Genomic DNA, 22,791 nt, shown 5'->3' on the forward strand with positions numbered 1-22,791 from the left:
GTCACCGGCCCGCCATCGCAGTAGGGTCATTCCGGCAAGTTTCCGGGCGGATATGCCATGCCCCCTCGGCTTCGACCCATTCGTGTCGCCCTGCTGGCCGTGCCTGAAGTCACCAGTTCGACGCTTTACGGCTTCCACGACACCCTGCTGGCCGTCCACCGCGACTGGCGGATGCTGCACGGCGCCGAGCCGGGGGAATCGCCGTTCCGGACCGAGGTGCTGAGCCTGGACGGCCGGCCCTTCCGGGCCGCCAACGGCGTCCGTATCCACCCCGACGGCGCCATGAGCGATGCGCCGGTCCCGGACGTGGTCTGCATCACCGACATCGCGGTACCGCCCGGTCACGTCCTGGACACCGCCTACCGACCGGCGGTGGACTGGATCCGGCATTGCCACGATTCCGGGGCGATGGTCGCCTGTGCCTGTTCCGGCGCCGTGCTTCTGGCCGAGACCGGCCTGCTCGAGGACCAGGATGCGACGTCACACTGGGCCTATTGCGACTGGTTGTCGCGCCGATACCCGGGTACCCGCTGGCATCCGGAGCGCGGCCTGCTGGTGGCCGGACCCGACCGGCGCATCCTGATGTCGGGCAGCGGTGTCGCCTGGCACATGCTGGTGCTGGCCCTGATCGCCCGCTACGCCGGCCCGGAGGCGGCAATGCAGGTCGCCCGCATCAACCTGCTGGACATGCACGCCGCCAGCCCGGTGGCCTATGCCTCGCTGACCCGCGGCGGCCGTGCCGCCGACCCGCTGGTAGCCCGCTGCCAGGCCTGGGCCGCCGAGCACTACCCGGAAGATGCACCGGTAACGCGCATGGTGGCCCTGTCCGGGCTGCCGGAGCGCACCTTCAAGCGCCGGTTCAGGGCGGCGACCGGGATGGGACCACTGGAATACGTCCACATGCTGCGGTTGGAGGAAGCCAAGCAGCTGCTGGAGACCAGCGACCTGCCGGTGGACGAGATCGCCGCCCAGGTCGGCTATCGGGATCCGGGCTTCTTCAGCCGGCTGTTCAGGCGGCAGGTGTCATTGAGCCCGGCCCAGTACCGGCGGCGATTCGGTGCGCTCAGCCGGCAACTGCAACAGGTGACCGGCGCCGGGTGACGCCATCGGGCCGATCGCCGACGATAATGTCCGCCCCTGCCGTCCGACTTCCTGCCGCATGCGCCCGCCGTCCCGCCCCAGCCCCTTCCCTGGCCTGCTCCTGCTGCTCTGCCTGCCCGCCCTCGCCGGTGCGACCGACTGCGCCGATCTCGCCTCCGGCCAGATACAGCTGCGCAATGACAACGACGTCTACGGCCGCGCCGACCAGGACCAGGGTTACACGGCCGGCGCGATGGGCGCCTATGTCTCTCGCACCATCGCGGCCGGCGATGAGGCCTGCCTGCCCGGTCCGGTGGCAGCACTGGACCGGGCCACCCGCTGGCTGCGTTGGGGTGAGGCGGCACAGCGCAACCTGGTGCTGGACCTGCACCACGCCATCTACACGCCGACCGACCGCTTCCGCTCCGACCTGATCGCGGACGACCGCCCCTATACCGGCATGCTGCTGCTGGGCCTTGCCCACCACCTGCGCGACGGCGACCGGCTGGCGTCCACGCGCCTGCAGCTAGGCATGGTCGGCCCGTCGGCTCAGGGCGAAACCATGCAGGACACGGTGCACCACCTGTTCGGCCGGCCACGCTTCCGCGGCTGGGACAACCAGCTGCGCGACGAACCCGTCTTCCAGTTGCTGCATGAACGCCGTTGGCGCCTGCTACGGCAGGAACCGGCCGCCGGCATGGCCTGGGACCTGATCGCCCATGCCGGCGGCGCTTTGGGCAATGCCTTCACCCACGTCAATGGCGGCGCCGAACTGCGCTGGGGCCCGCACCTGCCCGACGACTTCGGCACCGATCCGCTGCGCCCCGGCGGCGACAACCGAGCGCCAGGCCCCGCCCGGCAACCGGTCCGCCGGCTCCGCTGGCATACATTCATCGCCCTGGACATGCGCCTGGTCGGCCGCGACATCACCCTGGACGGCAACACCTGGAAGGACAGCCACAGCATTCACCGCCACGACGGCGTGGCCGAACTGAGCTTCGGCGCCGCCATCACCTGGGACCGCTGGAAACTTTCCTACGCCAACGTCCGGCGCAGCAGTGAGTTCAAGGGCCAATCCCCCCGCCCCATCTACGGCACCTTCACCCTGAGCCGCGACTTCTGAGTTTTCGGCCGCGGATTGACGCGGGTGAACGCGGATGAAGCTCTGAAAAGGAAAAAGCCGGCCAATGGCCGGCTTTCTTCATCCTGGTGGGCCGTGTTGGATTCGAACCAACGACCAACGGGTTGAGCCAGCCCGCGAGACCGCTGAAAAGTGGTGGGCCGTGTTGGACTCGAACCAACGACCAACTGGTTAAAAGCCAGCTGCTCTACCGACTGAGCTAACGGCCCGATATCTGATTTTTACCCCGGCGGGGCGTGCACAGCACGCACCGACGTACCAACATGGTTGAGCCAGCTGCTCTACCGACTGAGCTAACGGCCCGACATCTGATTTTTACCCCGACGGGGCGTGCACAGCACGCACCGACGTACCAACATGGTTGAGCCAGCTGCTCTACCGACTGAGCTAACGGCCCGACATCTAAAGTTTTACCCCGACGGGGCGTGCACAGCACGCACCGGCGCACCAACATGGTTGAGCCAGCTGCTCTACCGACTGAGCTAACGGCCCGACATCTAAAGTTTTACCCCGACGGGGCGTGCACAGCACGCACCGGCGTACCAACATGGTTGAGCCAGCTGCTCTACCGACTGAGCTAACGGCCCGCGAACAGGCCGCGCAGTTTACCGCATCAGGAGGCGGTGACGTAGCGCGTGGGGTCGGCCAGGCCGGCCTCGGCGAAGCCCTGGGCGCGCAGCCGGCAGGCATCGCAGCGGCCGCAGGCCCGGCCCTCGGCATCGGCCTGGTAACAGGACACCGTGCTGCCGAAATCCACGCCCAGACGATGGCCGGCACGGACGATGTCGGCCTTGCCCATCTCCATCAGCGGTGCGTGCACCCGCAGGCCGGCGCCTTCGACCCCGGCCCTGGTGGCCAGATTGGCCAGGCGCTCGAAAGCGGCAATGAAGGCCGGCCGGCAGTCCGGGTAGCCGCTGTAGTCCACGGCATTGACCCCGCAGAACAGGTCGCGCGCGCCCAGCACCTCGGCCCAGCCCAGGGCGATGGACAGCATGATGGTGTTGCGGGCCGGCACATAGGTCACCGGTATGCCCTGCCCGGGCGACTCGGGCACGGCGATGTCGTCGGTCAGGGCAGAGCCGCCGATGCTGCGCAGGTCCACCTGCACGACCTTGTGTTCGACTGCGGCCAGGTCGGCGGCGACGCGGGCGGCGGCGTCCAGCTCCGAGGTGTGCCGCTGGCCGTAGGCCACGCTCAGGGCATGGCAGGCGAAGCCCTGCTCGCGCGCCATGGCCAGCACCACCGCCGAATCCATGCCCCCCGAAACCAGCACCACCGCCTTCTTCATGTCATCACTCGCCGGGTTTCATCCATCGGACATTCGGCCGCGGATCCGCGCGGCACAAAAACTACCTCCCCGGCGTGTCGCCCCAGAGCACCTTGTGCAGCTGCAGCTGGTAGCGCACCGGGAGTTTGTCGGCCAGGATCCATTCGGCCAGTTCGTGCGGCCTGACCTGGCCATGGCTGGGCGAGAACAGCACCTCGCAGCGCTCGGCCAGGCGATGTTCCGCCAGCATGGCCCTGGCCCAGTCGTAGTCGGTGCGGTCGCAGATGACGAACTTCACCTGGTCGCGCGGCGTCAGCAGCGGGATGTTCTCCAGCCGGTTGCGCGCCATTTCCTTCGAGCCCGGCGTCTTCAGGTCCACCACCCGGCTGACCCGCGGGTCCACGCCGGAGATGTCCAGGGCGCCGGAGGTTTCCAGCGAGACCTCGTAGCCGGCGTCGCAGAGCTTCTGCAGCAGCAGCAGGCAGCGCTTCTGCGCCAGCGGCTCGCCGCCGGTGACGCAAACGTGGCGGACGCCGTGTTGCGCGACCTCGGCCAGGATCGCGTCCATGTCCCACCAGTGGCCGCCGTGGAAGGCATAGGCGGTGTCGCAGTACTGGCAGCGCAGCGGGCAGCCGGTCAGGCGCACGAACACGGTCGGCCAGCCAACCGAACGCGACTCGCCCTGCACGGACAGGAAGATTTCGGTCAGCCGCAACCGCTCGGCGGCCGGACTGTCCGTGACCTGGGTTTCCATGACGATGGCCGGCCGGGAGCCGGGCTCAGCGGCCCGAGGCCAGTTCGCGCAGCCGCCCCTCGGCCTTGGCCGCGGCGTCGGTGCCCGGATGCCGGGCGATCACCTCGCGCAGGCTGGCCTCGCCTTCGGCGGACTGGCCCAGGGCGATCTGGCAGTAGGCCAGCTTGAGCAGCGCGTCGGCTTCCTTGCGCGAGCCCGGGTGCTGGACCAGCAGCGACTGGAAGGCCTCGACGCCCAGTTCATAGTTCTGGGTGACGTAGTAGCTCTCGCCCAGCCAGTACCAGGCATTGGGGATGAGCGTGCTGTCGGGGAAATCGGTGATGAACTGCCGGAACAGGCGCGCCGACTCGGCCGGCTCGAATCGCTCGACCAGGGTGTCCAGCGCGGCCTGGTAGGCGGCTTCGGCGGCGGCGGGATCGCTGGCCGCGGCAGTGGAGGTCGGGGCCGGTTCACGGGCCGGCGTGGCAGGCGGGCTGGACGGCTTGGCGGGCGCGGTGGCGCCGGCGCTGCCAGCCGCAGGCGCGGCGGGCGCACCGCCTTCCAGGCGGGCCAGCCGGCTGTCGAGGTCCACGTACTGCTCGCGCTGACGCTGGCGCAGCTGCTCGACCTCGTTGCGGAGCATTTCCACCTCGTTGCGCAGCGCCTGCACTTCGGCGGTCAGCTGCACGACGCGGTTCTGCAGTTCCAGGTTGGCCTGGCCGGCGCCCTGGTTCTGCGCATTGAGCTGGTTCTCGATCAGCGTGACCCGCTCGGCCAGGCTGAGGCGCTGGCCGAAGGCCGGGGTGGCGGCCGCGAGGGCCGCCACCACGGTCACGCAACAGGCGATGCGTCGAAGTGCCATCGTCTCAGCGGACGGTGTACACGATCTCGACGCGACGGTTGCGCTGCCAGCAGCTCTCGTTCGACTCGGTGCAGACCGGACGCTCCTCGCCGTAGGAAACGACGGTGATCTGGCCGGCCGAGCCGCCAGCGCCCTGCAGCGCGCCGGAGACGGCGTTGCCGCGACGCTCGCCGAGGCCCAGGTTGTACTCGCGGGTGCCGCGCTCGTCGGCATTGCCCTCGAGGGTCACGCGGGCGCCCGGGCGGTCACCCAGGTACTTGGCGTGGCAGGCCATGATGGCCTGGAACTCCGGACGGACGACGTCCTGGTCGAAATCGAAGTAGACGGTGCGCTGGCGCAGGCAGCTGTCGGTGTCCAGGTCGGCCGGGGTGTAGCGGCCGTCGGAAACCGGAGCGGTCTCGACCGGCGCCGGCGGTTCCGGCTGCGGCTCTTCCTTGACCTGCTTCGAGCACGCGGCCAGGGCCAGGGCGACCGAGGCGGCGAGCAGCACGCGGGCGGTATTGTTCATGGCGGAAACCTCTTCGGATGCAGTGGGGTGTTGTTGGTTAGTCTTGTGGATGGCCCGTCCTAGTTATCTCTGCCGATACGGTGACCAGGCGGGCTCCCGGACGTCACCATCGGCCAAAACCAACCTCTGTCGCACGCGCCCGTCCGCCGATACGGCGTAGAGCACACCGCGGCCGCCTTCCTTGGTGGCGTAGAGCAGCATGCTGGCGTTCGGGGCGAAGCTGGGCGACTCGTCCAGGTTGCCCGGCGACAGCGTCTGCCAGCGGCCAGCTCCACCGAAGCTGCGGTCGAGAACGGCAATACGATAAACGTTTCCACGGCCCTGTGCCATAGCTATCTTCTTGCCGTCAAAGGAAATACTGGCCTTTGCGTTGGAGTCGCCCTCGAAGGTCAGGCGGGTCGCGTCGCCGCCGCTGGCCGGCACCTGGTAGAGGTTCGGGCGGCCGGAGCGGTCGGAGGTGAAGATCAGGCTCTGCCCGTCCGGGGTCCAGACGGGTTCGGTATCGATGCTGTAGTGGTTGGTCAGCTGGGTCAGGGACTTGCTGGCCAGGTCCATCACGTAGATTTCCGGGTTGCCGGTCCGCGACAGGGTGAGGGCCAGGCGGTTGCCGTCCGGGCTGAAGGCCGGCGCGCCGTTGATGCCGCGGAAGGCCGCCACCACCTCGCGGGCGCCGGTGGCGATCTCCTGGATGTAGATGGTGGAGTTGCCGCGCTCGAAGCTGACATAGGCCAGGCGGCGGCCGTCCGGGCTCCAGGCCGGCGACAGCAGCGGCTCGCGCGAGCGCACCACGGTCTGCGGATTGTAGCCGTCGGAGTCGGCGATCATCAGCGAGTACTGGATGTTGTCGCCGACGCCGCTGGCGGTGACGTAGGCGATGCGGGTCCAGAAGGCGCCGCGCACGCCGAGGATCTTCTCGTAGATCTGGTCGGCGATCTGGTGGGCGACGTCGCGCATGCCGCGCGGCCGGCCGGCCAGGGCCAGGCCGAGCAGGCGCTCCTGCCGGGCCACGTCCCACAACTCGTATTCGACCCGGTAGCCGCCGTCGGGGGCGTCGAGCACGCGGCCGACAACGACGAAGTCCTGCTTGAGCACGCGCCAGGTCGGGAACTTGATCTCGCTGCCGCGGATCGGCTTCTCGATCACGTCCTGCTCGGACAGGGCACGAAACTGGCCGGAGCGGTTGAGGTCGGCGCGGATCACCGCGGCCACGTCGGTATCCGGCGCCACCGAGGTGCCCAGGTAGGGCATGGGCACGACGGCGATCGGCAGGGCCGACTCGTTTCCCGTCACCAGGCCGATGTCCAGGCCCTGGGCCTTGGCCAGGCCCGCGGGCAGCAGCAGGGCGAGCGCGAGCAGGTGCAGGATTCGTTTCATCGGCAGGCCTCTTCGGGATAGCAGAAAGTCAGGGTGACTTGACGCTCGAATACGGACTCGAACCCTTGGTAGGGCATGGGCGAGCGGCGCAGGGCCCGCTCCACCGACTCCCGGCCCTGGGCATCGTACGGGCAACGGATGAACTCGACATTGATCACCTCGCCGCCGGGGATCTGGGTGAAGCGCACCTCGCAGCGGACCCGCTCCGGCGCCAGCACGCGGTTCCAGTTGGAATGGGCGGTCTGGTGCATGGCGATCTTGTACTGGGCCAGCAACCCGGTATCGGTGCCCTCGTTGCCGCTCACCGGTCCGGTTCGGGCGGCCGGCGCCGGGCTGGGCGTGGGCTCGGCCTCGCGGTCGGCCAGCTGCTGCAGGCGCTGTTCCTCCAGCCTGGCGCGGCGGGCGGCCTCCTCGCGCTGGCGGCGGATCTCCTGCAGCTGGGCCAGCTGCTGCTCGCGCAGGCGCTGGCGGCGCTCGGCCTCCTCCTGCTTCCTGCGCTCGGTGAGGTCGGCCTGCTCCTGGCGGCGGCGCTCCTCGGCTTCCTCGCGGGCGCGCTGCTCCCGTTCCAGGGCCAGACGGGCGGCGGCCTCCTGCTCGCGGGTATCGGGCACGGGCAGCTGCTCCTGCGGCGCCGGTTGCGGCGGCGCCGGCGAATCCTGGGGGCGCGGCTCCGGCCTGGGCTGCGGCGGCGGCGCCACTTCCTGCGGGCGCGGCGTCTCGGCCGCGCGCTCGGCGCGGGCCAGATCGGCGGCGGAGATCACCAGGGCCGCCTCGACCACCGGCCCTGCCACCGAAACCCGGCGCGGCGGGGCCTCGAGCCAGCCGGCCAGCAGCAGCACCGCGGCCAGACCCACGTGCAGGGCCAGGGCCATGGTCACCGCAGGCGCCAGGTCCTCCGTTTCGCGCGGGCGCTGGAGGGCATCAGCGTGCATTCGGCGGCGGCTCTCCGATCAGCCCGACCCGCGGCACGCCGGCCTGCTGCAACAGCACCATGGTGTCGAACACGGTGGCGTAGTCGGCATCGCGGGCGCCGGCCACGAACACCGGCACCTCGGGGTTCTGGCGCACGAAGGCGGCAATGCGGGCCTTGAGCACCTCGGCGTCCACGGCTTCGTTGGCACCGCCTTCGAGCTTGAGCGCGTACTCGCCGGCGGCGGTGACCGTGACCACCACCGGGTCCTTCTTCTGTTCGACCTGTTTCGCGCGCGCCTGCGGCAACTCCACGTCCACGCCCAGGGTCAGCAGGGGCGCGGTCACCATGAAGATGACCAGCAGCACGAGCATCACGTCGATGTAGGGAACGACGTTGATCTCGGACTTCAGCTTGCGGCGGTGCCGGCGGGCGATGGTGGCGGACATGGCGTCTTACCCAACGTGCGGAGGCGGCGGACGGGGTTGCCCGCTCATTCCTCGATATGCGACTGGCGCTGCAGGATGGAGGAGAACTCCTCGGCGAAGGTCTCGTAGCGAACGCTCAGTCGTTCGACCCGGTTGGCGAAGCGGTTGTAGGCCCAGACCGCCGGGATGGCCACGAACAGGCCGATGGCGGTGGCGAACAGGGCCTCGGAAATGCCCGGCGCCACCGCCGCGATACTGGCGCTCTGTTCGGTGGACAGGCCGTGCATGGTCACCATGATGCCGAATACGGTGCCGACCAGGCCGACGTAGGGCGCGGTCGAACCGATGTTGGCCAGCAGCTCCAGGTGATGCTCCAGCCGGTCCACTTCGCGGGCGAAGGTGGCTCGCATGGCGCGCTGGGCTCCTTCCAGCTGGGTGCGGCCGTCCAGGCCCTTCTTCTGGCGCAGGCGGGCGTACTCGCGGAAGCCGGCCTCGAAGATCGCCTCCAGGCCGGACACCACCCGGTTGCGGTCGCTGGCGGCCCGATAGAGCTGGGTCAGGTCAACCCCCGACCAGAAGCGCGATTCGAACTCGTCGGCTTCGTCGGTGGCGCGGGAGTACACCCGCACCTTCAGGAAGATGATCACCCAGCTGACCAGGGAACCGGCCAGCAACAGCAGCACGATCACCTTCACCGGCAGGCTGGCGTGCAGCATCAGCTCCAGGTAGTTCAGGGTCTGGCCGACCGCTTCGGCGGCGGCCGGCGCCGCGGCGTCGGCGGGCAGTTCGGTAACCGGCGCGGCGGCGTGGATCAGGGCGGGAACGAGCGACATCGGCAGGGGCTCCGGGAATTCAGGGGGCGGCGGTCACCAGCCACTGGGGCAGCGGCCGCGGGCGAAAACTGGAGGCGTGCACGCTGGCGGCGCGAACGCTTGCGCCAACCAGCGACTCGCCGCCGCGGGTGATGGTCTGGGAAAGGAGGAGGCTGGCCCGGCGGCGCTCCTCGAGCCGCACGCTGACCAGCAGTTCGTCGTCCAGGCGGGCTGGCTTGTGGAACTCGATCGTCATGTCGCGGATGACCAGTACCAGGTCCTCGCGCTCCCGCAAGGCCTGTTGACCGTGTCCCATGGCGCGCAGCCATTCGGTGCGGGCGCGCTCCAGGAACCTCACGTAACTGGCGTGGTAGACCACCCCGCCGGCGTCGGTATCCTCCCAGTAGACCCTTATCGGGAAGCTGAACACCGGCAGCCTCAGAGTTCGAACAGATCGGGCGGCTGGGCCCGTGCCGGCGCCTTCAGGCCCAGGTGCAGATAGGCCTTGTGGGTGACCATGCGGCCGCGGGCGGTACGCACCAGGAAGCCCTGCTGGATCAGGTAGGGCTCGACCACGTCCTCGAGGGTGCCGCGTTCCTCGCTCAGGGCTGCGGCCAGTGATTCCACCCCGACCGGGCCGCCGCCGAAGTTCTCGATGATCATGCCCAGCAGGCGCCGGTCCAGGGGATCGAAACCCTCGGCGTCCACCTTCAGCATGGCCATGGCCTGGTCGGCGACCTCGCGGGTGATCACCCCGTCGGCCCGGACCTGGGCGAAATCGCGCACCCGGCGCAGCAGGCGGTTGGCGATGCGCGGCGTGCCGCGTGAGCGGCGGGCGATCTCGGTGGCACCTTCGGGCTCGCAGCGGATGCCGAGGATGCCGGCCGAGCGCACCACGATCCGGGTCAGCTCCTCGGGCGTGTAGAACTCCAGGCGCTGGACGATGCCGAAGCGGTCGCGCAGCGGCGCGGTCAGCAAGCCGGCCCGGGTGGTGGCGCCGATCAGGGTGAAGGGCGGCAGGTCGAGCTTGATCGAGCGGGCGGCCGGGCCCTCGCCGATCATGATGTCGATCTGGAAATCCTCCATCGCCGGGTACAGGACCTCCTCGACCACGGGCGAGAGGCGGTGGATCTCGTCCACGAACAGCACGTCGTGCGGCTGCAGGTTGGTCAGCAGCGCCGCCAGGTCGCCGGCGCGCTCGATCACCGGCCCGGAGGTCGTGCGCAGGTTCACGCCCAGTTCGTTGGCGATGACGTGGCTGAGCGTGGTCTTGCCCAGGCCCGGCGGACCGAAGATCAGGACGTGGTCCATGGCCTCGGAGCGGGCCCTGGCCGCTTCGATGGCGATCTTCAGCTGCTCCCGCACCGGCTGCTGGCCGAGGTAGTCGTCCAGGCGGCGGGGCCGGATGCTGGCCTCGGCGAGTTCGTCCTCGCGGGTGGCCTTGGGGGCGATGACGCGGTTGTCGTCCATGGGCCGGCATTATGCCGGGATTCTGCCCTTCCCCTCCCTGCCCGCTCCGGCCGCGGGCAAATGCAGGGTCGGAACGCCCCTCAGCCCTTGAGCATCGAGCGCAGTGCCTTGCGGATGATCTCCTCGGCGCTGTCGCCGGGCTCGGCCTGCCTGAGCATCTTCTGTACCTCGGCCGGCTTGTAGCCCAGCTGCTGCAGGGCCACCGAGGCTTCGGCGGCCGGGTCGGCGGGTACGGCCCCGGGCTGGCCGGCGGCGATGGCGCCGGCGCCGGCGAAGTCGGCGGCCCGGTCGCGCAACTCCACGACCATGCGCTCGGCCGTCTTCCTGCCGACACCCGGGATCCGGGTCAGCGCGGTGATGTCGCCGGCCTGCACCAGCCGGGCGAACTCGTCCACGCTGGCCCCGGACAAGACCGCCAGGGCGATCCGCGGCCCTACCCCTGTCACCTTCTGCACCTCGCGGAACAGCCGCCGCTCGGCTTCGGTCAGGAAGCCGTAAAGCGCCACCCCGTCCTCCTTCGCCGCGTAGTGGGTGAACAGGACCACCTCGCAGCCGAGGTCCGGCAGTTCGTAGAAGGTGCTCATCGGCGCCGACAGTTCGTAGCCGACGCCGCCGACGTCCAGCATCAGCGCCGGCGGCGCCTTGTACACAAGCTGGCCTTTCAGGCGACCGATCATCGGCGTCTCCTCAGCAGGGCGGCGGCCAGGCCGGTGCGGCCGGCCGTGGCGCTCACGTGCGCGTGGGTGAGGGCGACCGCCAGCGCATCGGCGGCGTCCGCCTGCAGCTTCTGCCCGCCGAGGTTCAGCAACAGGCGCACCATGTGCTGTACCTGGGCTTTCTCGGCGCCGCCGCTGCCGACCAGCGACTGCTTGACCAGACGCGGGGCGTACTCGTGCACCGGCAGGCCGTGCCGCACCACCGTGGCGATGGCGGCACCGCGGGCATGGCCCAGTTTCAGGGCCGAGGTCGCCGACTTGTCCATGAACACCGCCTCGATCGCCACCACCGTGGGCTTCCACTCCGACAGCACGTCCTCCAGATCGAACACCAGCTTGCCCAACCGCGCCGGGAAGTCATCGGTGTCCTGCAGCAGGTTGAGGGCCTGGCAGTGCACGTAGCGGCACCTGCCGCCCGCGTCCACGTCCACCAGGCCGACGCCGGTGCGTTGCGATCCCGGGTCTATGCCGAGGATGCGGGCCACGGTCAGGCCGCGTCGTCCAGTTCGGCGTTGTGGTAGACCTCCTGGACGTCGTCCAGGTCCTCGAGCATGTCCAGCATCTTGCGCACCGCCGCCGCGGTGTCGCCGGCCACCGCCACGTCGGTTCCGGCGCGCATGGTCACTTCGGCGTGGTCGGCGGCCAAGCCGGCGGCGGCCATGGCGTCGCGCACCGCCTCGAAGTTCTCCGGCGAGGTCAGCACCTCCACCGAGCCGTCCTCGGGAAAACCGATCACGTCGTCGGCGCCGGCCTCGATGGCGGCGGCGGTGATGGCGTCCTCGTCGCTGCCGGGCGCGTAACTGAGCACGCCCAGCTTGCGGAACATGAAGGCCACCGAGCCGTCGGTGCCGAGGTTGCCGCCGTGCTTGCTGAAGGCGTGACGGACGTCGGCGACCGTGCGGTTGCGGTTGTCGGTGAGGCACTCGACGATCACCGCCACGCCGCCCGGCGCGTAGCCCTCGAAGCGGACCTCCTCGTAGCTGGCGCCCTCCAGCTCGCCGGTGGCCTTCTTGATGGCGCGCTCGATGTTCTCCTTGGGCATGGACACGGCCTGGGCCTTGTCCATGGCCAGGCGCAGGCGCGGATTGCTGGCCGGATCGCCGCCGCCCATGCGCGCGGCGACCTGAATCTCACGCACCAGCTTGGTGAACTGGCGGCCGCGGATCGCGTCCTGCTTGCCCTTGCGATGCTGGATGTTGGCCCATTTGGAATGACCTGCCACGGAGCTACCTGTCGCGTTGGAACCGATGCCGCGGATTTTAGCCGGAACGCCCGGGCGGGAACGTGCGGGTCGGAAGCTCCTGGCCGGATCGCGCCGGCGACGCCCCCTGGCCCAGGTCGGGAAAACGGCCGGTGGCGAGAAAGCCGGCGGTCAGGGCGGCAACCCGCGCGTCCAGCAGCAGACCGGTGTGGCTGCTATGGACCGCCACGTGATCGGCCAGGCCAGGTAGCCGGGTTTCCCACAGCGCCACAGTCCCGTCGTGCGGACCGTCGAAACCGGCAAACAGCTTGCCCAGGCCCAGCGGCCGGATTCCGGCGATCACGCCGACCTCACGCCCGGGCGGCAGCGCGTGCAGTCCGGCCTTGAGCAGGGTGCGGCTGCGGCCCAGCCAGCCGTCCAGGCGCCAGCGCGCCATGCCGCGCGCCGCGCCCGAACCGGCCAGGGGGGAACCCAGGCAGACGATGCGTCCGTGTGGCAGCCCCGCCCAGCCGGCCACGGTTTCCAGCGCCACCAGGCCGCCGAGGCTGTGCCCGACCAGATGCACCGGCCCGGGGCTCATGGCCAGCAGTCGGTGGGCCAGGCGATCGGCCGCCTCCGCCGGGCTGCGCCAGAGGCTGGCGTAGTCGAACGGTTCGGGCGCGTAGCCGTAGGCCCGCAGGCGTCGCGCCAACGGCCAGAGCGTCAGCCCGCGCATCCAGACGCCGTGCAGCAGCAGCACCGGAACGCGGGAGCGGGCCGCGGCCTCGCCCGCCGGAGTTCCGCGCCCGCGCCGCCGGTCCACCGCCAGCCTATTCCTGCGTCTTCGCCACCACCCTCACATGCACCTCGGCCAGTTGCTGCTCCGGCACCGGCGAGGGCGCGCCGGTCATCAGGCACTGTGCGGTGGTCGTCTTCGGGAAGGCGATGACGTCGCGGATGGAGTCGGTGCCGGCCATCAGGGCGGCGATGCGGTCGATGCCGAAGGCGATGCCGCCGTGCGGCGGCGCGCCGTACTTGAGCGCATCCAGCAGGAAGCCGAACTTGGCCTCGGCCTCGGCGGCGCCGATACCCAGCAGCTCGAACACCGCGCGCTGCATGTCCGGCCGATGAATGCGGATCGAACCGCCGCCGATCTCGTTGCCGTTGAGCACCATGTCGTAACCGCGCGAGACGGCGGTGCGGGCGTTGGCCTTGAGCCCGGCGATGTCGTCCACCGCCGGGGCGGTGAACGGGTGGTGCAGGGCCACGAAGCGTTGCTGCTCGTCGTCCCACTCGAACATCGGGAAGTCGGTCACCCACAGCGGCTTCCAGCCTTCCTGCACCAGGCCGAGGTCCTTGCCGACCTTCAGGCGCAGCGCGCCCATGAAGTCGGAGACGACCTTGTACGTACCGGCGCCGAAGAAGGCGATGTCGCCCTTCTGCAGGCCGACAGCGGTGGCCAGGGCCTCGAAGGCCGCCGGCTCGAAAAATTTCTGGATCGGCGAGCTGAACGCGCCGTCCTCGCCCAGCTTGATCCAGGCCAGGCCCTTGGCGCCGAACTTGCCGGCGTGCGCGCCGTAGTCGTCGATCTGCTTGCGCGAGAAGGCGGCGCCGCCGGGCACGCGCAGCGCGGCCACGCGCCCGTCGGCATGGCTGGCCCAGTCGGTAAAGACCTTGAACTGGCTGTCCTTCACCAGTTCGACCACGTCCACCAACTCCAGCTCGATGCGCAGGTCCGGCTTGTCGGAACCGTAGCGGCGCATGGCCTCGGCGTAGGTCATGCGCGGGAAGGGATCGTCCAGTTCGACGCCGATCACCTCGCGGAACACGTCGCGGATCATCCGCTCGACGCTGTCCTGCACGTCGCGCTCCTCGACCCAGGCGAACTCCATGTCCAGCTGGGTGAACTCCAGCTGGCGGTCGGCGCGCAGGGCCTCGTCGCGGAAGCAGCGGGCGATCTGGTAGTAGCGGTCGAAGCCCGCCATCATCAGGATCTGCTTGAACAGCTGCGGCGACTGCGGCAGCGCGTAGAACTCTCCCGGATGCAGGCGTGCCGGCACCAGGAAGTCGCGGGCACCCTCGGGCGTGGCCTTGGTGAGGATGGGCGTCTCGATGTCCTGGAAACCGCGCGCGTCCAGCCAGCGGCGCAGGGCCTGCACCAGCCGGATGCGGGTGCGCATCATGCGCTGCATCTCGGGACGGCGCAGGTCCAGATAGCGGTACTTGAGCCTGATGTCCTCACCCGGATTTTCGTGGGCGTGGAAGGGCAGCGGCTGGGCCTTGTTCAGCAGCTCGATCCGCGTCGCCAGCACTTCCACCTGGCCGGTACGGATCTTCGTGTTCACCGAGGCGCGCCGACGCACCGTGCCGGTCACGCGCAGGCAGTCCTCGTAACCGACCGCCGCCGCCGCCGCCAGCACCTCGGCATTGCCTTCGGCCTCGGAGGGCTCGGCGACGATCTGGACGATGCCCTCGTGGTCACGAAGATCTATGAAGCACAGCCCGCCCAGATTGCGGGCGACGTCGGCCCAACCGCAGAGGGTGACGGTCTGGCCGATCATGGACTCGTCCACGAGGCCGCAGAAATGGCTGCGCATGCTGACTCCGGAGGGCGGCGCCGAACGCGCCGGGACATGGGGAAAACGCGGGGCGCGTAATCATAGGCCCTGTACCGGAGGGCCTCAATTGCCGGGGTCTGGCCGCGGCGACAGGCGATGATCCGGAGCGGGGCGCCGGCGCTCAGGCGGTGGCGGCCGGCTTGCTTTCCGCCGGCTTGGCCTCGGGCTTGCTCTCGGTCTTGGCCGGGGCGCCGTCACTCCTGTCGGCCAGGTTGCGCTTCTTGTCGCCGTCCTTCTTGAAGTCGGTCTCGTACCAGCCGCCGCCGGCCAGGCGGAAGACCGGCGCGGTCAGCTGGCGGCGGACCCCGGCCTCGCCGCAGGACGGGCAGTCGCTCGGATCGGGATCGGACAGCTTCTGCAGGCGCTCGAAATCGTGGCCGCAAGCAGTGCATTCGAAAGCGTAGATCGGCATGGCGAAAACTCGGGCAGGCCGTGGAAGGAACGGCCCGGAGGGTGGGGACATCGGACGGAATTTCCAAGCCCCGGCGGCCCCGGGCACCGGCAAGTCACTGAACTCCCAGACAAAATTTCATATTTATCAATGTGTTATAATTCGCCGCCTGGCTCGAACCAGGCCTTGCGATGTACACCCTGCTGTTGCCCCTGACCGCCTTGCTGGCGGGCGTGGCGCTGCTCCTGGCCGGCAGCGGGCTGCTGGGTACCCTGCTGGCGGTGCGCGGCAGCCAGGCCGGCTTCGGCGACCAGGCCCTGGGCCTGGTGATGTCGGCCTACTTCCTTGGCTTCCTGGCCGGCACCTTCCTGGCGCCGCCGCTGATCCGCCGGCTGGGCCATATCCGCGCCTTCGCCTTCTTCGCGGCCCTGTGCGCCTGCACGGTGCTGGCGCATCCGATGCTGGTCGCGCCCTGGCCCTGGGGCCTGCTGCGCCTGGGCACGGGCATCGCCCTGGTCGGCCTGTACACGGCGATAGAGAGCTGGCTGAACTCGCACGCGGCAGCCGAGCACCGCGGCCGCATTTTCGCGGTCTACATGGCAGTGAACCTGCTGGCCCTGGCCTTGGGCCAGCAGCTGCTGCGGCTGGCGCCGGCAGACTCGTTCGTACTGTTTTCGCTGGTGGCGATCCTGGTCTGCGCCGCCATGCTGCCGGTGACCGCCACCCGGCTGGCCCAGCCGGCGACCCCGGTCAGCGACAGGATGCGGGTCCGGCAACTGGCCCGGGTGGCCCCGGCCGCGGCAGCCGGCGCCATGTTCTCGGGCCTGGCCATGGGCGCCTTCTGGGGCCTGGGCCCGGCCTATGCCAGCCACCTGGGCCTGAACGCCGGCCAGGTCGCCAGCTTCATGAGCCTGGCCATCCTCGGCGGCGCCGCCCTGCAGTTGCCGATCGGCAGGCTGTCCGACCGCGGTGACCGGCGCCTGACCCTGGGCCTGGTCTGCGCCCTGGCGGCCGCCTTGGCCGTCGCCACCGCGCTGTTGCGCGCGCCATCGCCCTGGTTGCTGTACGGCCTGTTTTTCGCCTACGGCGGCCTGGCCTTCGCCGTGTATCCGGTGGCGGTGGCGCATCTGCTTGACCGGGTGCCGGCCGAGCAGGTGCTGGCCGCCTGCAGCACCGTGCTGCTGGTGCACGGCGCCGGTGCAGCCGTCGGTCCGGCCCTGGCCGGCGCCCTGATGCAGCGTTTCGGCCCGGCGGCCCTGCCGGCCTGGTTCGCGGCGATGCAGGCGGCGGTGGTGCTGTTCACCCTGACCCGGCTGCTGCTGCGCCAGCGCGCGCCCGATCAGCCGGCGCACTTCCACCCGATGCTGCGCACCACGCCAACGGCCCTGGAGCTGTTGCCGGAAACCGACTCCCCCGCCCCTTCCTCACCAGAGAAATAAGGAAACCCGTTGACCCTGGAGAATGCGATGCCCGATGTTTCCCGCCGCCGGCTGCCACGCAGCCCGCACACCACCCCGCCCGGCCGGCTGGTGCTGGCCACCGATCTGGACGGCACCTTCCTGGCCGGCAGCGACGGCGCGCGGATGCGCCTGTACCGTCTGGTCGCCCGGCATCCCGAGATCACCCTGGTCTGGGTGACCGGCCGCGGCCTGGAGGCGGTGATGCCCCTGCTGGCCGACCCGACCCTGCCGCAGCCCGATTACGTGATCTGCGACGTCGGCGCCACCGTGGTCGAAGGCGGCAGCCTGCTGCCGGTGGAACCACTGCAATCGGCCATCGCCCAGCGCTGGCCCGGCGAACAGCGGGTGGCGGAGACGATGGCGCGGTTCCCGGGCCTGGTCCGCCAGGAAGTGCCGCAGGAGCGTCGCTGCTCCTACTTCTGCGCCGAGGACGCGGTGACGCCCGGCATTGCCGCCGCCGCCGCCGAACTGGGCTGCGAAGTCCTGTATTCCGCCGCCCGCTACCTGGACATCCTGCCGGCCGGCGTCAGCAAGGGCAGCACCCTGGAGAACCTGGTGGCGCACCTGGGCATGCGGCGCGAGCACGTGCTGGTCGCCGGCGACACCCTCAACGACCTGTCCATGTACGAGCACGGCTTCCTGGGCGTGTGCGTGGGCGAGTCCGAGCCCAGCCTGCTGGAACGCACCGCCGAGCTCGGCAACGTGCTGCATGCCGACGGCCGCGGTTGCGAGGGCATCCTGGAGGCGATCGGCCATTTCGGCTTCCTGCGCCCCGACGACCCGCACCTGGAACCGGAACGGGCGCCCCGGCGCGGCCGGGCCGACCTGGTGATGGTCTACCACCGCCTGCCCTACGAGGAGGTGCTGGTGGACGGCAAGCCGCAGCGGCGCCGGCCGACTTCGCCCAACGGCATCATCCCGACCCTGCTCAGCTTCTTCGGCGACGGCCGCGAAGGCTCCTGGGTGGCCTGGAGCGTACACGAGGCCAGGCAGGGCAAGTTCGAACCGCACACCACGGTGGACCCGGACCGCTACCCCAACCTGCTGGCCGCGCGGGTGCCGCTGAGCAAGACCGAGGTGGACATCTTCTACAAGCGCTTCTCCAAGGAGGCCTTCTGGCCGATGTTGCACACCTTCTGGGAACGGGCCCGCTTCCGCGAGGAAGACTGGAAGGTGTTCCTGGCGGTGAACCGCAAGTTCGCCGAGGCCGCCGCCGCCGAGGCTGCCGAAGGCGCCACCGTGTGGATACACGACTACAACCTGTGGATGGTGCCGGCGGCGCTGCGCGAACTGCGCCCGGACCTGCGCATCGCCTTCTTCCACCACACCTACTTCCCGTCCGCCGACGTATTCAACGTGGTGCCATGGCGACGCGAGATCCTGGGCAGCCTGCTGGCCTGCGACTACATCGGCTTCCACATTCCCCGCCAGGTGGAGAACTTCGTGGACGTGGTGCGCGGCGCCATGCCGGTGGAAGTGATGGAGAAGGTGGCCTGCGCACCGCGGTTCCTGACCTACGGCTGCGCGGTCGGCCTGGACAGCATGAGCACCTGCATCGAGACCGGCGGCCGGCGCGTGCACCTGGGGGCGCACCCGGTCGGCCTGGACGTGGGGCGGATCCGCGGCCTGCTCGCCGACGAGCGCGGCCGCGAGCGCATCGAGGCCCTCAAGGCCGGGCTGGGTGGCCGGCAACTGGTGCTGTCGGTGGAACGGCTGGACTACACCAAGGGCATCCTGGAGAAGCTGCAGGCCTTCGAACGCCTGCTGGAGGAATCGCCGGAGCTGCACGACCGGCTCACCCTGATCACCATTTGCGTGCCGGCGGCGCGGGAGATGACCGTGTACCGGCAGCTGCAGACCCAGATCGAACAGGCAGTGGGCCGGATCAACGGCCGCTTCTCGCGGGTCGGCTGGACGCCGGTGCAGTTCTTCTTCCGGCCGGTGCCTTTCGAGGAGCTGGTGGCCTACTATGCCGCCGCCGACGTCATGTGGATCACTCCGCTGCGCGACGGCCTGAACCTGGTGGCCAAGGAATACGCCGCCGTCCAGGGCATCACCCGCGGCTACGGCCGGCTGGTGCTGAGCGAGTTCGCCGGCGCCGCCGCCGAGCTCAAGGGCGCGCTGCTGACCAATCCGCACGACCCGGCCGACCTGCTGGCGGTCATCCGGCGCGCCATCGACCTGCCGCGATCCGAAGCACGGGCACGCCTGCGGCAGATGTTCGAGATCGTCCGCCACCACGACGTGCAGCGCTGGGGCCGGGAGTTCCTGGAGGCGGTGGACGCCGCCGCCGGCGACGCTCAGCGGAAGGCCAGCACCAGCGCCGCCGTCAGCGCCACCACCAGGCCGGCACCCCAGCGCACGTCCACCGGCACCGCCGGCGCGCGCGAACGGGCCACGGCGGCCAGCTGATCCGGGCGAGGTGTCTCGCCATCCAGGGCCTGCCAGGCCAGGATGGCCAACAGGCTCAGGCCGAACAGCAGGCCGGCGACGATGGTGAAATGCAGGTCCAGCCAGCCCAGCTGGCTGGCCGCGAACCAGGCCGCGCTGAGGGCGTGGCCGCTGAGCGTGCCGCGGAAGGCCGCGCGCGCGCCAACGCGCCGGCCGAACAGGCCGAGCAGGAACACCGCCACCAGCGGCGGCGTCACGTAGGCGAAGGTCTGCTGCAGGTAGGCGAACAGGCCGGGAAAGCGATCGATCGCCGGCGCCCACAGCGCCGCCAGCGCCACCAGCACCAGGGTGATGATCCGGCCCAGCCGGGCCATCGCCCGCGTGTCCATGTCCGGCCGGCGCGGCTTGACGAAATCCAGGGTGATGAGCGTGGACGAGGAGTTCAGGGCCGAGTCCACGCTGGACATGATCGCCGCCAGCAAGCCGGCCAGGATCAGGCCGGCCAGACCGGCCGGCGCGTATTCGGCCACCAGGCGGGGGAACACCGCGTCCGGCCTTTCAAGATCGGTGAACAGGGCGATCGCCATCACGCCCGGGATCACCATCAGGAACAGCGGCAGCAGCTTCAGCAGGGCGGCCAGCACCGCGCCGCGCCCGGCCGTACCGACGTCGCGCGCGCCCAACAGGCGCTGGCTGACGTACTGGTTCATGGTCCAGTAGTAGAAGCCCAGTACCGGCAAGCCGATCAGCGTGCCCAACCAGGGCAGCGCCGGGTCGTCCAGCGGACGGATCAGCGACAGTTTGTCGGGCTCCACCGCGGCCACGACCTGACTCCAGCGGAAATCGAACTCGCCGAACACCAGCAGGCATAGCACCAGCGAACCGACCAGCAGCACCAGGCTCTGCAACACGTCGGAATAGGCCACCGCCCGCAGGCCGCCGGCCGCCGTGTAGAGGCCGGCGAAGACCGCGATCAGGGCGCAGGTCAGGCCCAGCGGCAGGCCGGGGACGAACAGCATCAGCACCACCGCTCCGGCGTACAGGCTGCCGGCGGTATCCAGCACCAGGGCCAGGAACACCGTCACCGCCGACAGGTATTTGCGCATGCGCGCGTCGAAACGTTTCTCCAGCAGTTCGGGGATGGTGGTCAGCCGGTTGCCCAGCAGCACCGGCGCCACGAAAACCGCGGTGAACACCAGCACCAGGGCCGCCATCCACTCGTAGTTGGCCACCGAGATGCCCGACTGCCAGGCGGCGCCCGGCAGGCCGATCAGGGTGGTGGACGAGATGTTGGAGGCGAACAGCGACAGGCCGACCACGCCCACGCCCAGGCTGCGGCCGGCCAGGAACAGTTCGTCGGAACCGGGACTACGCCGCGCCGTCCGGGCGCAGATCGCGAGCACGGCCAGCAGGTAGGCCGCTAGCACGGCGTAATCGAGGGGATGCAGCATTCCCATCGCTTGCGTTCGTGTCGGGCTGGCCGACACCGAAACACATCCGGCCGGCGAGGTCAAACCGCAGGCGCGAAGAAAGCGCCGGAATCAGCCGTTTTCCAGTTGCCCGTACAGGGCCAGCCATTCACCCTCCAGCGCCTCCTTCTCGCCGGCCAGCCTGGCCTGGCGCTGGCCCAGCTGCGCCAGCTCGGCGCCGCCGTCGTTGCCGTAAAGCGCGGGATCGGCCAACACCCGCTCGACCTGGTCGAGCTCGGCCTGCAGAGCGGCAATGCGCTCCTCCATCCGTTTCAAGCGCCGGCCGGCCTCGGGATCCTGACGCGGCCCCCTGGCCGTCGCCGCCGTCCGTTCCGGCCTGGCTTCGCCTTTCGCGGCCGCGGCCGGCCGCGCCTGCCTTGGCTCGCTGCCGCGACTGCGCAGCCAGGCGGCGTACTCGTCCAGGTCGCCGTCGAACTCGGCCACGCGACCGTCGGCGACCCGCCAGAAGCTGTCGCAGACCAGGCCGATCAGGTGCCGGTCGTGGCTGACCAGGACGATGGCACCGGGGAAATCCGCCAGCGCCTCGGCCAGGGCCTCGCGCATGTCCAGGTCGAGGTGGTTGGTGGGCTCGTCCAGCAGCAGCACGTTCGGCTCGACGAAGGCGATCATGGCCAGGGCCAGGCGGGCGCGCTCGCCGCCCGAGAATCCGTCCACGGACTCGAAGGCGCGGTCGCCGGCGAAGTTCCAGCGGCCGAGGTAGTTGCGCAGCACCTGCTCGCCGGCATCCGGCGCCAGCTGCCTGAGGTGCCAGAGCGGGCTCTGCCCCTCGTGCAGGCTCTCCACCGTGTGCTGGGCGAAGTAGCCGATGCGCAGGTCGGGATGGGCGATGCGTTCGCCGGCCAGCAGCGGCAGTTCACCCACCAGGGTCTTCACCAGGGTGGACTTGCCGGCGCCGTTCGGACCCAGCAGGGCAATGCGGGCGCCGGCCTCGAGGTGGAAGCCGACCTCGCGCAGCACCACCGCCGGCGGCCCGTCCGGCTGGGCGTAACCGGCATCGACGCCGCGCAGCACGATCAGCGAATGCGGCAGTTTGGCCGGCTCGGCGAACTCGATGCGGAAGCGCCGCTCCACCCGCACCGCCTCGGTGCCGGCCAGCTTGGCCAGGCGCTTCATCCGGCTCTGCGCCTGCCTGGCCTTGCTGGCCTTGGCCTTGAAGCGGTCGATGAACTTCTGCAGGTGCTCGCGCTCGGCCTGCTCCTTCTCGAAGGCGATCTGCTGCTGGCGCAGCTGCTCGGCGCGCTGGCGCTCGAAGGCGGTGTAGCCGCCGGTGTACAGCTTCGCCCTGCCCTCGTGCAGGTGCAGGGTGTGGCTGCAGATGCCGTCCAGGAACTCGCGATCGTGCGAGATCACCAGCAAGGTGCCCTGGTACTTGAGCAGCCACTGCTCCAGCCAGAGCACCGCGTCCAGGTCCAGGTGATTGGTCGGCTCGTCCAGCAGCAGCAGGTCCGAGGGCGTCATCAGCGCCCGCGCCAGGTTGAGGCGGACGCGCCAGCCGCCGGAGAAATCGGAAACCGGCTTGAGGTGGGTCTCGGGCGGGAAGCCGAGGCCATGCAGCAGGCGGCCGGCGCGGGCAGTGGCGTCATAGCCGCCGATCTCGGCCAGGCGCTGGTGCGCCTCGGCCACGGCATCCCAGTCCTCTTCCCGGGTGGCCCTGGCCTCGGCCTGGATCAGCGCATGCACCTGGGCGTCGCCGGAGAGGACGAAGTCCAGGGCCGGATCGGGCAGCGAGGGCGTTTCCTGGGCCACCGAGGCGATCCGCACCCTGGCCGGCAGGTCGAGATCGCCCTGGTCGGGCTCGAGCTGGCCCAGCAGGGCGGCGAACAGGCTGGACTTGCCGCAGCCGTTGCGGCCGACCACGCCCACCCGCCAGCCGGCGTGCAGGGCCAGGTCCACCTGGGACAGCAGCAGCCGCTCACCGCGGCGCAGGGCGAAATTGCGGAAGGAGATCATGGCGGCGAGC

22 protein-coding genes and 1 tRNA gene are annotated in these 22,791 nt (G+C 70.1%); 4 read left to right on the forward strand and 19 right to left on the reverse strand.

Annotation, left to right across the window (positions count from 1 at the left end; all coding sequences use genetic code 11):
- Positions 1 to 57 precede the first annotated feature (57 nt).
- The gene (locus tag F0415_RS06465; protein ID WP_149860391.1) at positions 58 to 1,101 is read left to right on the forward strand and encodes a GlxA family transcriptional regulator; all 1,044 of its coding nucleotides are present in this window, start codon (positions 58 to 60) and stop codon (positions 1,099 to 1,101) included.
- 58 nt (positions 1,102 to 1,159) lie between these two features.
- Complete coding sequence (locus F0415_RS06470) at positions 1,160 to 2,203, forward strand: lipid A deacylase LpxR family protein (protein ID WP_149860392.1); 1,044 nt, start codon at positions 1,160 to 1,162, stop codon at positions 2,201 to 2,203.
- Positions 2,204 to 2,354: 151 nt separating this feature from the next.
- Here F0415_RS06470 and F0415_RS06475 read toward each other — a convergent pair.
- The 17 genes from F0415_RS06475 to F0415_RS06555 all read right to left on the reverse strand — a co-directional run bounded on the left by F0415_RS06475 (position 2,355) and on the right by F0415_RS06555 (position 15,511).
- Positions 2,355 to 2,430, reverse strand: a tRNA-Lys gene (locus F0415_RS06475).
- 404 nt (positions 2,431 to 2,834) lie between these two features.
- Complete coding sequence (gene queC, locus F0415_RS06480; protein ID WP_149860393.1) at positions 2,835 to 3,509, reverse strand: 7-cyano-7-deazaguanine synthase QueC; 675 nt, start codon at positions 3,507 to 3,509, stop codon at positions 2,835 to 2,837.
- Positions 3,510 to 3,570: 61 nt separating this feature from the next.
- Entirely contained in the window at positions 3,571 to 4,242 is a 672-nt protein-coding gene (queE, locus tag F0415_RS06485) for a 7-carboxy-7-deazaguanine synthase QueE (RefSeq protein WP_149860394.1), read from the reverse strand.
- Positions 4,243 to 4,267: 25 nt separating this feature from the next.
- Positions 4,268 to 5,083: a tol-pal system protein YbgF gene (gene ybgF, locus F0415_RS06490; protein ID WP_149860395.1), complete on the reverse strand. Its 816-nt coding sequence runs from the start codon at positions 5,081 to 5,083 to the stop codon at positions 4,268 to 4,270.
- A gap of 4 nt (positions 5,084 to 5,087) precedes the next feature.
- Entirely contained in the window at positions 5,088 to 5,591 is a 504-nt protein-coding gene (gene pal / locus F0415_RS06495; RefSeq protein WP_149860396.1) for a peptidoglycan-associated lipoprotein Pal, read from the reverse strand.
- Between the two features lie 63 nt (positions 5,592 to 5,654).
- The gene (gene tolB / locus F0415_RS06500; RefSeq protein ID WP_149860397.1) at positions 5,655 to 6,965 is read right to left on the reverse strand and encodes a Tol-Pal system beta propeller repeat protein TolB; all 1,311 of its coding nucleotides are present in this window, start codon (positions 6,963 to 6,965) and stop codon (positions 5,655 to 5,657) included.
- Positions 6,962 to 7,897: a TonB C-terminal domain-containing protein gene (locus F0415_RS06505; protein ID WP_149860398.1), complete on the reverse strand. Its 936-nt coding sequence runs from the start codon at positions 7,895 to 7,897 to the stop codon at positions 6,962 to 6,964. Before F0415_RS06505 ends, tolB begins: the two co-directional genes overlap by 4 nt.
- On the reverse strand, positions 7,887 to 8,324 hold the full coding sequence (tolR, locus tag F0415_RS06510; RefSeq protein ID WP_149860399.1) for a protein TolR: 438 nt from the start codon (positions 8,322 to 8,324) through the stop codon (positions 7,887 to 7,889). Before tolR ends, F0415_RS06505 begins: the two co-directional genes overlap by 11 nt.
- A gap of 44 nt (positions 8,325 to 8,368) precedes the next feature.
- Complete coding sequence (tolQ, locus tag F0415_RS06515) at positions 8,369 to 9,136, reverse strand: protein TolQ (RefSeq protein ID WP_149860400.1); 768 nt, start codon at positions 9,134 to 9,136, stop codon at positions 8,369 to 8,371.
- 19 nt (positions 9,137 to 9,155) lie between these two features.
- A complete protein-coding gene (ybgC, locus tag F0415_RS06520; RefSeq protein ID WP_149860612.1) occupies positions 9,156 to 9,557 on the reverse strand; it encodes a tol-pal system-associated acyl-CoA thioesterase in 402 nt (133 codons plus the stop codon).
- The gene (gene ruvB / locus F0415_RS06525; RefSeq protein ID WP_149860401.1) at positions 9,554 to 10,585 is read right to left on the reverse strand and encodes a Holliday junction branch migration DNA helicase RuvB; all 1,032 of its coding nucleotides are present in this window, start codon (positions 10,583 to 10,585) and stop codon (positions 9,554 to 9,556) included. Before ruvB ends, ybgC begins: the two co-directional genes overlap by 4 nt.
- Before the next feature lie 80 nt (positions 10,586 to 10,665).
- Positions 10,666 to 11,262, reverse strand: coding sequence for a Holliday junction branch migration protein RuvA (gene ruvA / locus F0415_RS06530; protein WP_149860402.1), 597 nt, complete (start codon positions 11,260 to 11,262; stop codon positions 10,666 to 10,668).
- Positions 11,259 to 11,786: a crossover junction endodeoxyribonuclease RuvC gene (ruvC, locus tag F0415_RS06535; RefSeq protein WP_149860403.1), complete on the reverse strand. Its 528-nt coding sequence runs from the start codon at positions 11,784 to 11,786 to the stop codon at positions 11,259 to 11,261. Before ruvC ends, ruvA begins: the two co-directional genes overlap by 4 nt.
- A 2-nt stretch (positions 11,787 to 11,788) precedes the next feature.
- The gene (locus tag F0415_RS06540; RefSeq protein WP_149860404.1) at positions 11,789 to 12,523 is read right to left on the reverse strand and encodes a YebC/PmpR family DNA-binding transcriptional regulator; all 735 of its coding nucleotides are present in this window, start codon (positions 12,521 to 12,523) and stop codon (positions 11,789 to 11,791) included.
- Between the two features lie 37 nt (positions 12,524 to 12,560).
- On the reverse strand, positions 12,561 to 13,304 hold the full coding sequence (locus F0415_RS06545) for an esterase/lipase family protein (RefSeq protein WP_246149903.1): 744 nt from the start codon (positions 13,302 to 13,304) through the stop codon (positions 12,561 to 12,563).
- A gap of 7 nt (positions 13,305 to 13,311) precedes the next feature.
- Positions 13,312 to 15,078 (reverse strand): aspartate--tRNA ligase, encoded by a 1,767-nt coding sequence (gene aspS, locus F0415_RS06550; RefSeq protein ID WP_149860405.1) that lies wholly within the window; start codon positions 15,076 to 15,078, stop codon positions 13,312 to 13,314.
- 142 nt (positions 15,079 to 15,220) lie between these two features.
- On the reverse strand, positions 15,221 to 15,511 hold the full coding sequence (locus F0415_RS06555; RefSeq protein ID WP_149860406.1) for an FmdB family zinc ribbon protein: 291 nt from the start codon (positions 15,509 to 15,511) through the stop codon (positions 15,221 to 15,223).
- A gap of 182 nt (positions 15,512 to 15,693) precedes the next feature.
- On the opposite strand from F0415_RS06555, the gene F0415_RS06560 reads away from it, so the two are divergent.
- Both F0415_RS06560 and ggpS read left to right on the forward strand, forming a co-directional pair.
- Positions 15,694 to 16,929 carry an MFS transporter gene (locus tag F0415_RS06560; protein ID WP_149860614.1) on the forward strand — a complete coding sequence of 412 codons (1,236 nt, stop codon included), beginning with the start codon at positions 15,694 to 15,696 and terminating at the stop codon, positions 16,927 to 16,929.
- 27 nt (positions 16,930 to 16,956) lie between these two features.
- Positions 16,957 to 19,362 (forward strand): glucosylglycerol-phosphate synthase, encoded by a 2,406-nt coding sequence (gene ggpS / locus F0415_RS06565; RefSeq protein ID WP_246149904.1) that lies wholly within the window; start codon positions 16,957 to 16,959, stop codon positions 19,360 to 19,362.
- Here ggpS and F0415_RS06570 read toward each other — a convergent pair.
- Both F0415_RS06570 and F0415_RS06575 read right to left on the reverse strand, forming a co-directional pair.
- On the reverse strand, positions 19,251 to 20,792 hold the full coding sequence (locus tag F0415_RS06570; RefSeq protein ID WP_149860407.1) for a sodium:solute symporter family transporter: 1,542 nt from the start codon (positions 20,790 to 20,792) through the stop codon (positions 19,251 to 19,253). The two genes, ggpS and F0415_RS06570, sit on opposite strands and share 112 nt — an antisense overlap.
- Positions 20,793 to 20,882: 90 nt before the next feature.
- Positions 20,883 to 22,781 (reverse strand): ABC-F family ATP-binding cassette domain-containing protein, encoded by a 1,899-nt coding sequence (locus tag F0415_RS06575; RefSeq protein ID WP_149860408.1) that lies wholly within the window; start codon positions 22,779 to 22,781, stop codon positions 20,883 to 20,885.
- Positions 22,782 to 22,791: the final 10 nt, after the last annotated feature.

Origin of the sequence: Arenimonas fontis, assembly GCF_008386465.1 — a bacterium.
GTDB classification, from domain to species: Bacteria; Pseudomonadota; Gammaproteobacteria; order Xanthomonadales; family Xanthomonadaceae; genus Arenimonas; species Arenimonas fontis.

Coding starts and splice junctions, on each gene's coding strand:
- F0415_RS06465 (WP_149860391.1), top strand. CDS start 58: ATGCCCCCTCGGCTTCGACCCATTCGTGTCGCCCTGCTGGCCGTGCCT.
- F0415_RS06470 (WP_149860392.1), top strand. CDS start 1,160: ATGCGCCCGCCGTCCCGCCCCAGCCCCTTCCCTGGCCTGCTCCTGCTG.
- queC (WP_149860393.1), bottom strand. CDS start 3,509: ATGAAGAAGGCGGTGGTGCTGGTTTCGGGGGGCATGGATTCGGCGGTG.
- queE (WP_149860394.1), bottom strand. CDS start 4,242: ATGGAAACCCAGGTCACGGACAGTCCGGCCGCCGAGCGGTTGCGGCTG.
- ybgF (WP_149860395.1), bottom strand. CDS start 5,083: ATGGCACTTCGACGCATCGCCTGTTGCGTGACCGTGGTGGCGGCCCTC.
- pal (WP_149860396.1), bottom strand. CDS start 5,591: ATGAACAATACCGCCCGCGTGCTGCTCGCCGCCTCGGTCGCCCTGGCC.
- tolB (WP_149860397.1), bottom strand. CDS start 6,965: ATGAAACGAATCCTGCACCTGCTCGCGCTCGCCCTGCTGCTGCCCGCG.
- F0415_RS06505 (WP_149860398.1), bottom strand. CDS start 7,897: ATGCACGCTGATGCCCTCCAGCGCCCGCGCGAAACGGAGGACCTGGCG.
- tolR (WP_149860399.1), bottom strand. CDS start 8,324: ATGTCCGCCACCATCGCCCGCCGGCACCGCCGCAAGCTGAAGTCCGAG.
- tolQ (WP_149860400.1), bottom strand. CDS start 9,136: ATGTCGCTCGTTCCCGCCCTGATCCACGCCGCCGCGCCGGTTACCGAA.
- ruvB (WP_149860401.1), bottom strand. CDS start 10,585: ATGGACGACAACCGCGTCATCGCCCCCAAGGCCACCCGCGAGGACGAA.
- ruvA (WP_149860402.1), bottom strand. CDS start 11,262: ATGATCGGTCGCCTGAAAGGCCAGCTTGTGTACAAGGCGCCGCCGGCG.
- aspS (WP_149860405.1), bottom strand. CDS start 15,078: ATGCGCAGCCATTTCTGCGGCCTCGTGGACGAGTCCATGATCGGCCAG.
- F0415_RS06555 (WP_149860406.1), bottom strand. CDS start 15,511: ATGCCGATCTACGCTTTCGAATGCACTGCTTGCGGCCACGATTTCGAG.
- ggpS (WP_246149904.1), top strand. CDS start 16,957: ATGCCCGATGTTTCCCGCCGCCGGCTGCCACGCAGCCCGCACACCACC.
- F0415_RS06570 (WP_149860407.1), bottom strand. CDS start 20,792: ATGCTGCATCCCCTCGATTACGCCGTGCTAGCGGCCTACCTGCTGGCC.
- F0415_RS06575 (WP_149860408.1), bottom strand. CDS start 22,781: ATGATCTCCTTCCGCAATTTCGCCCTGCGCCGCGGTGAGCGGCTGCTG.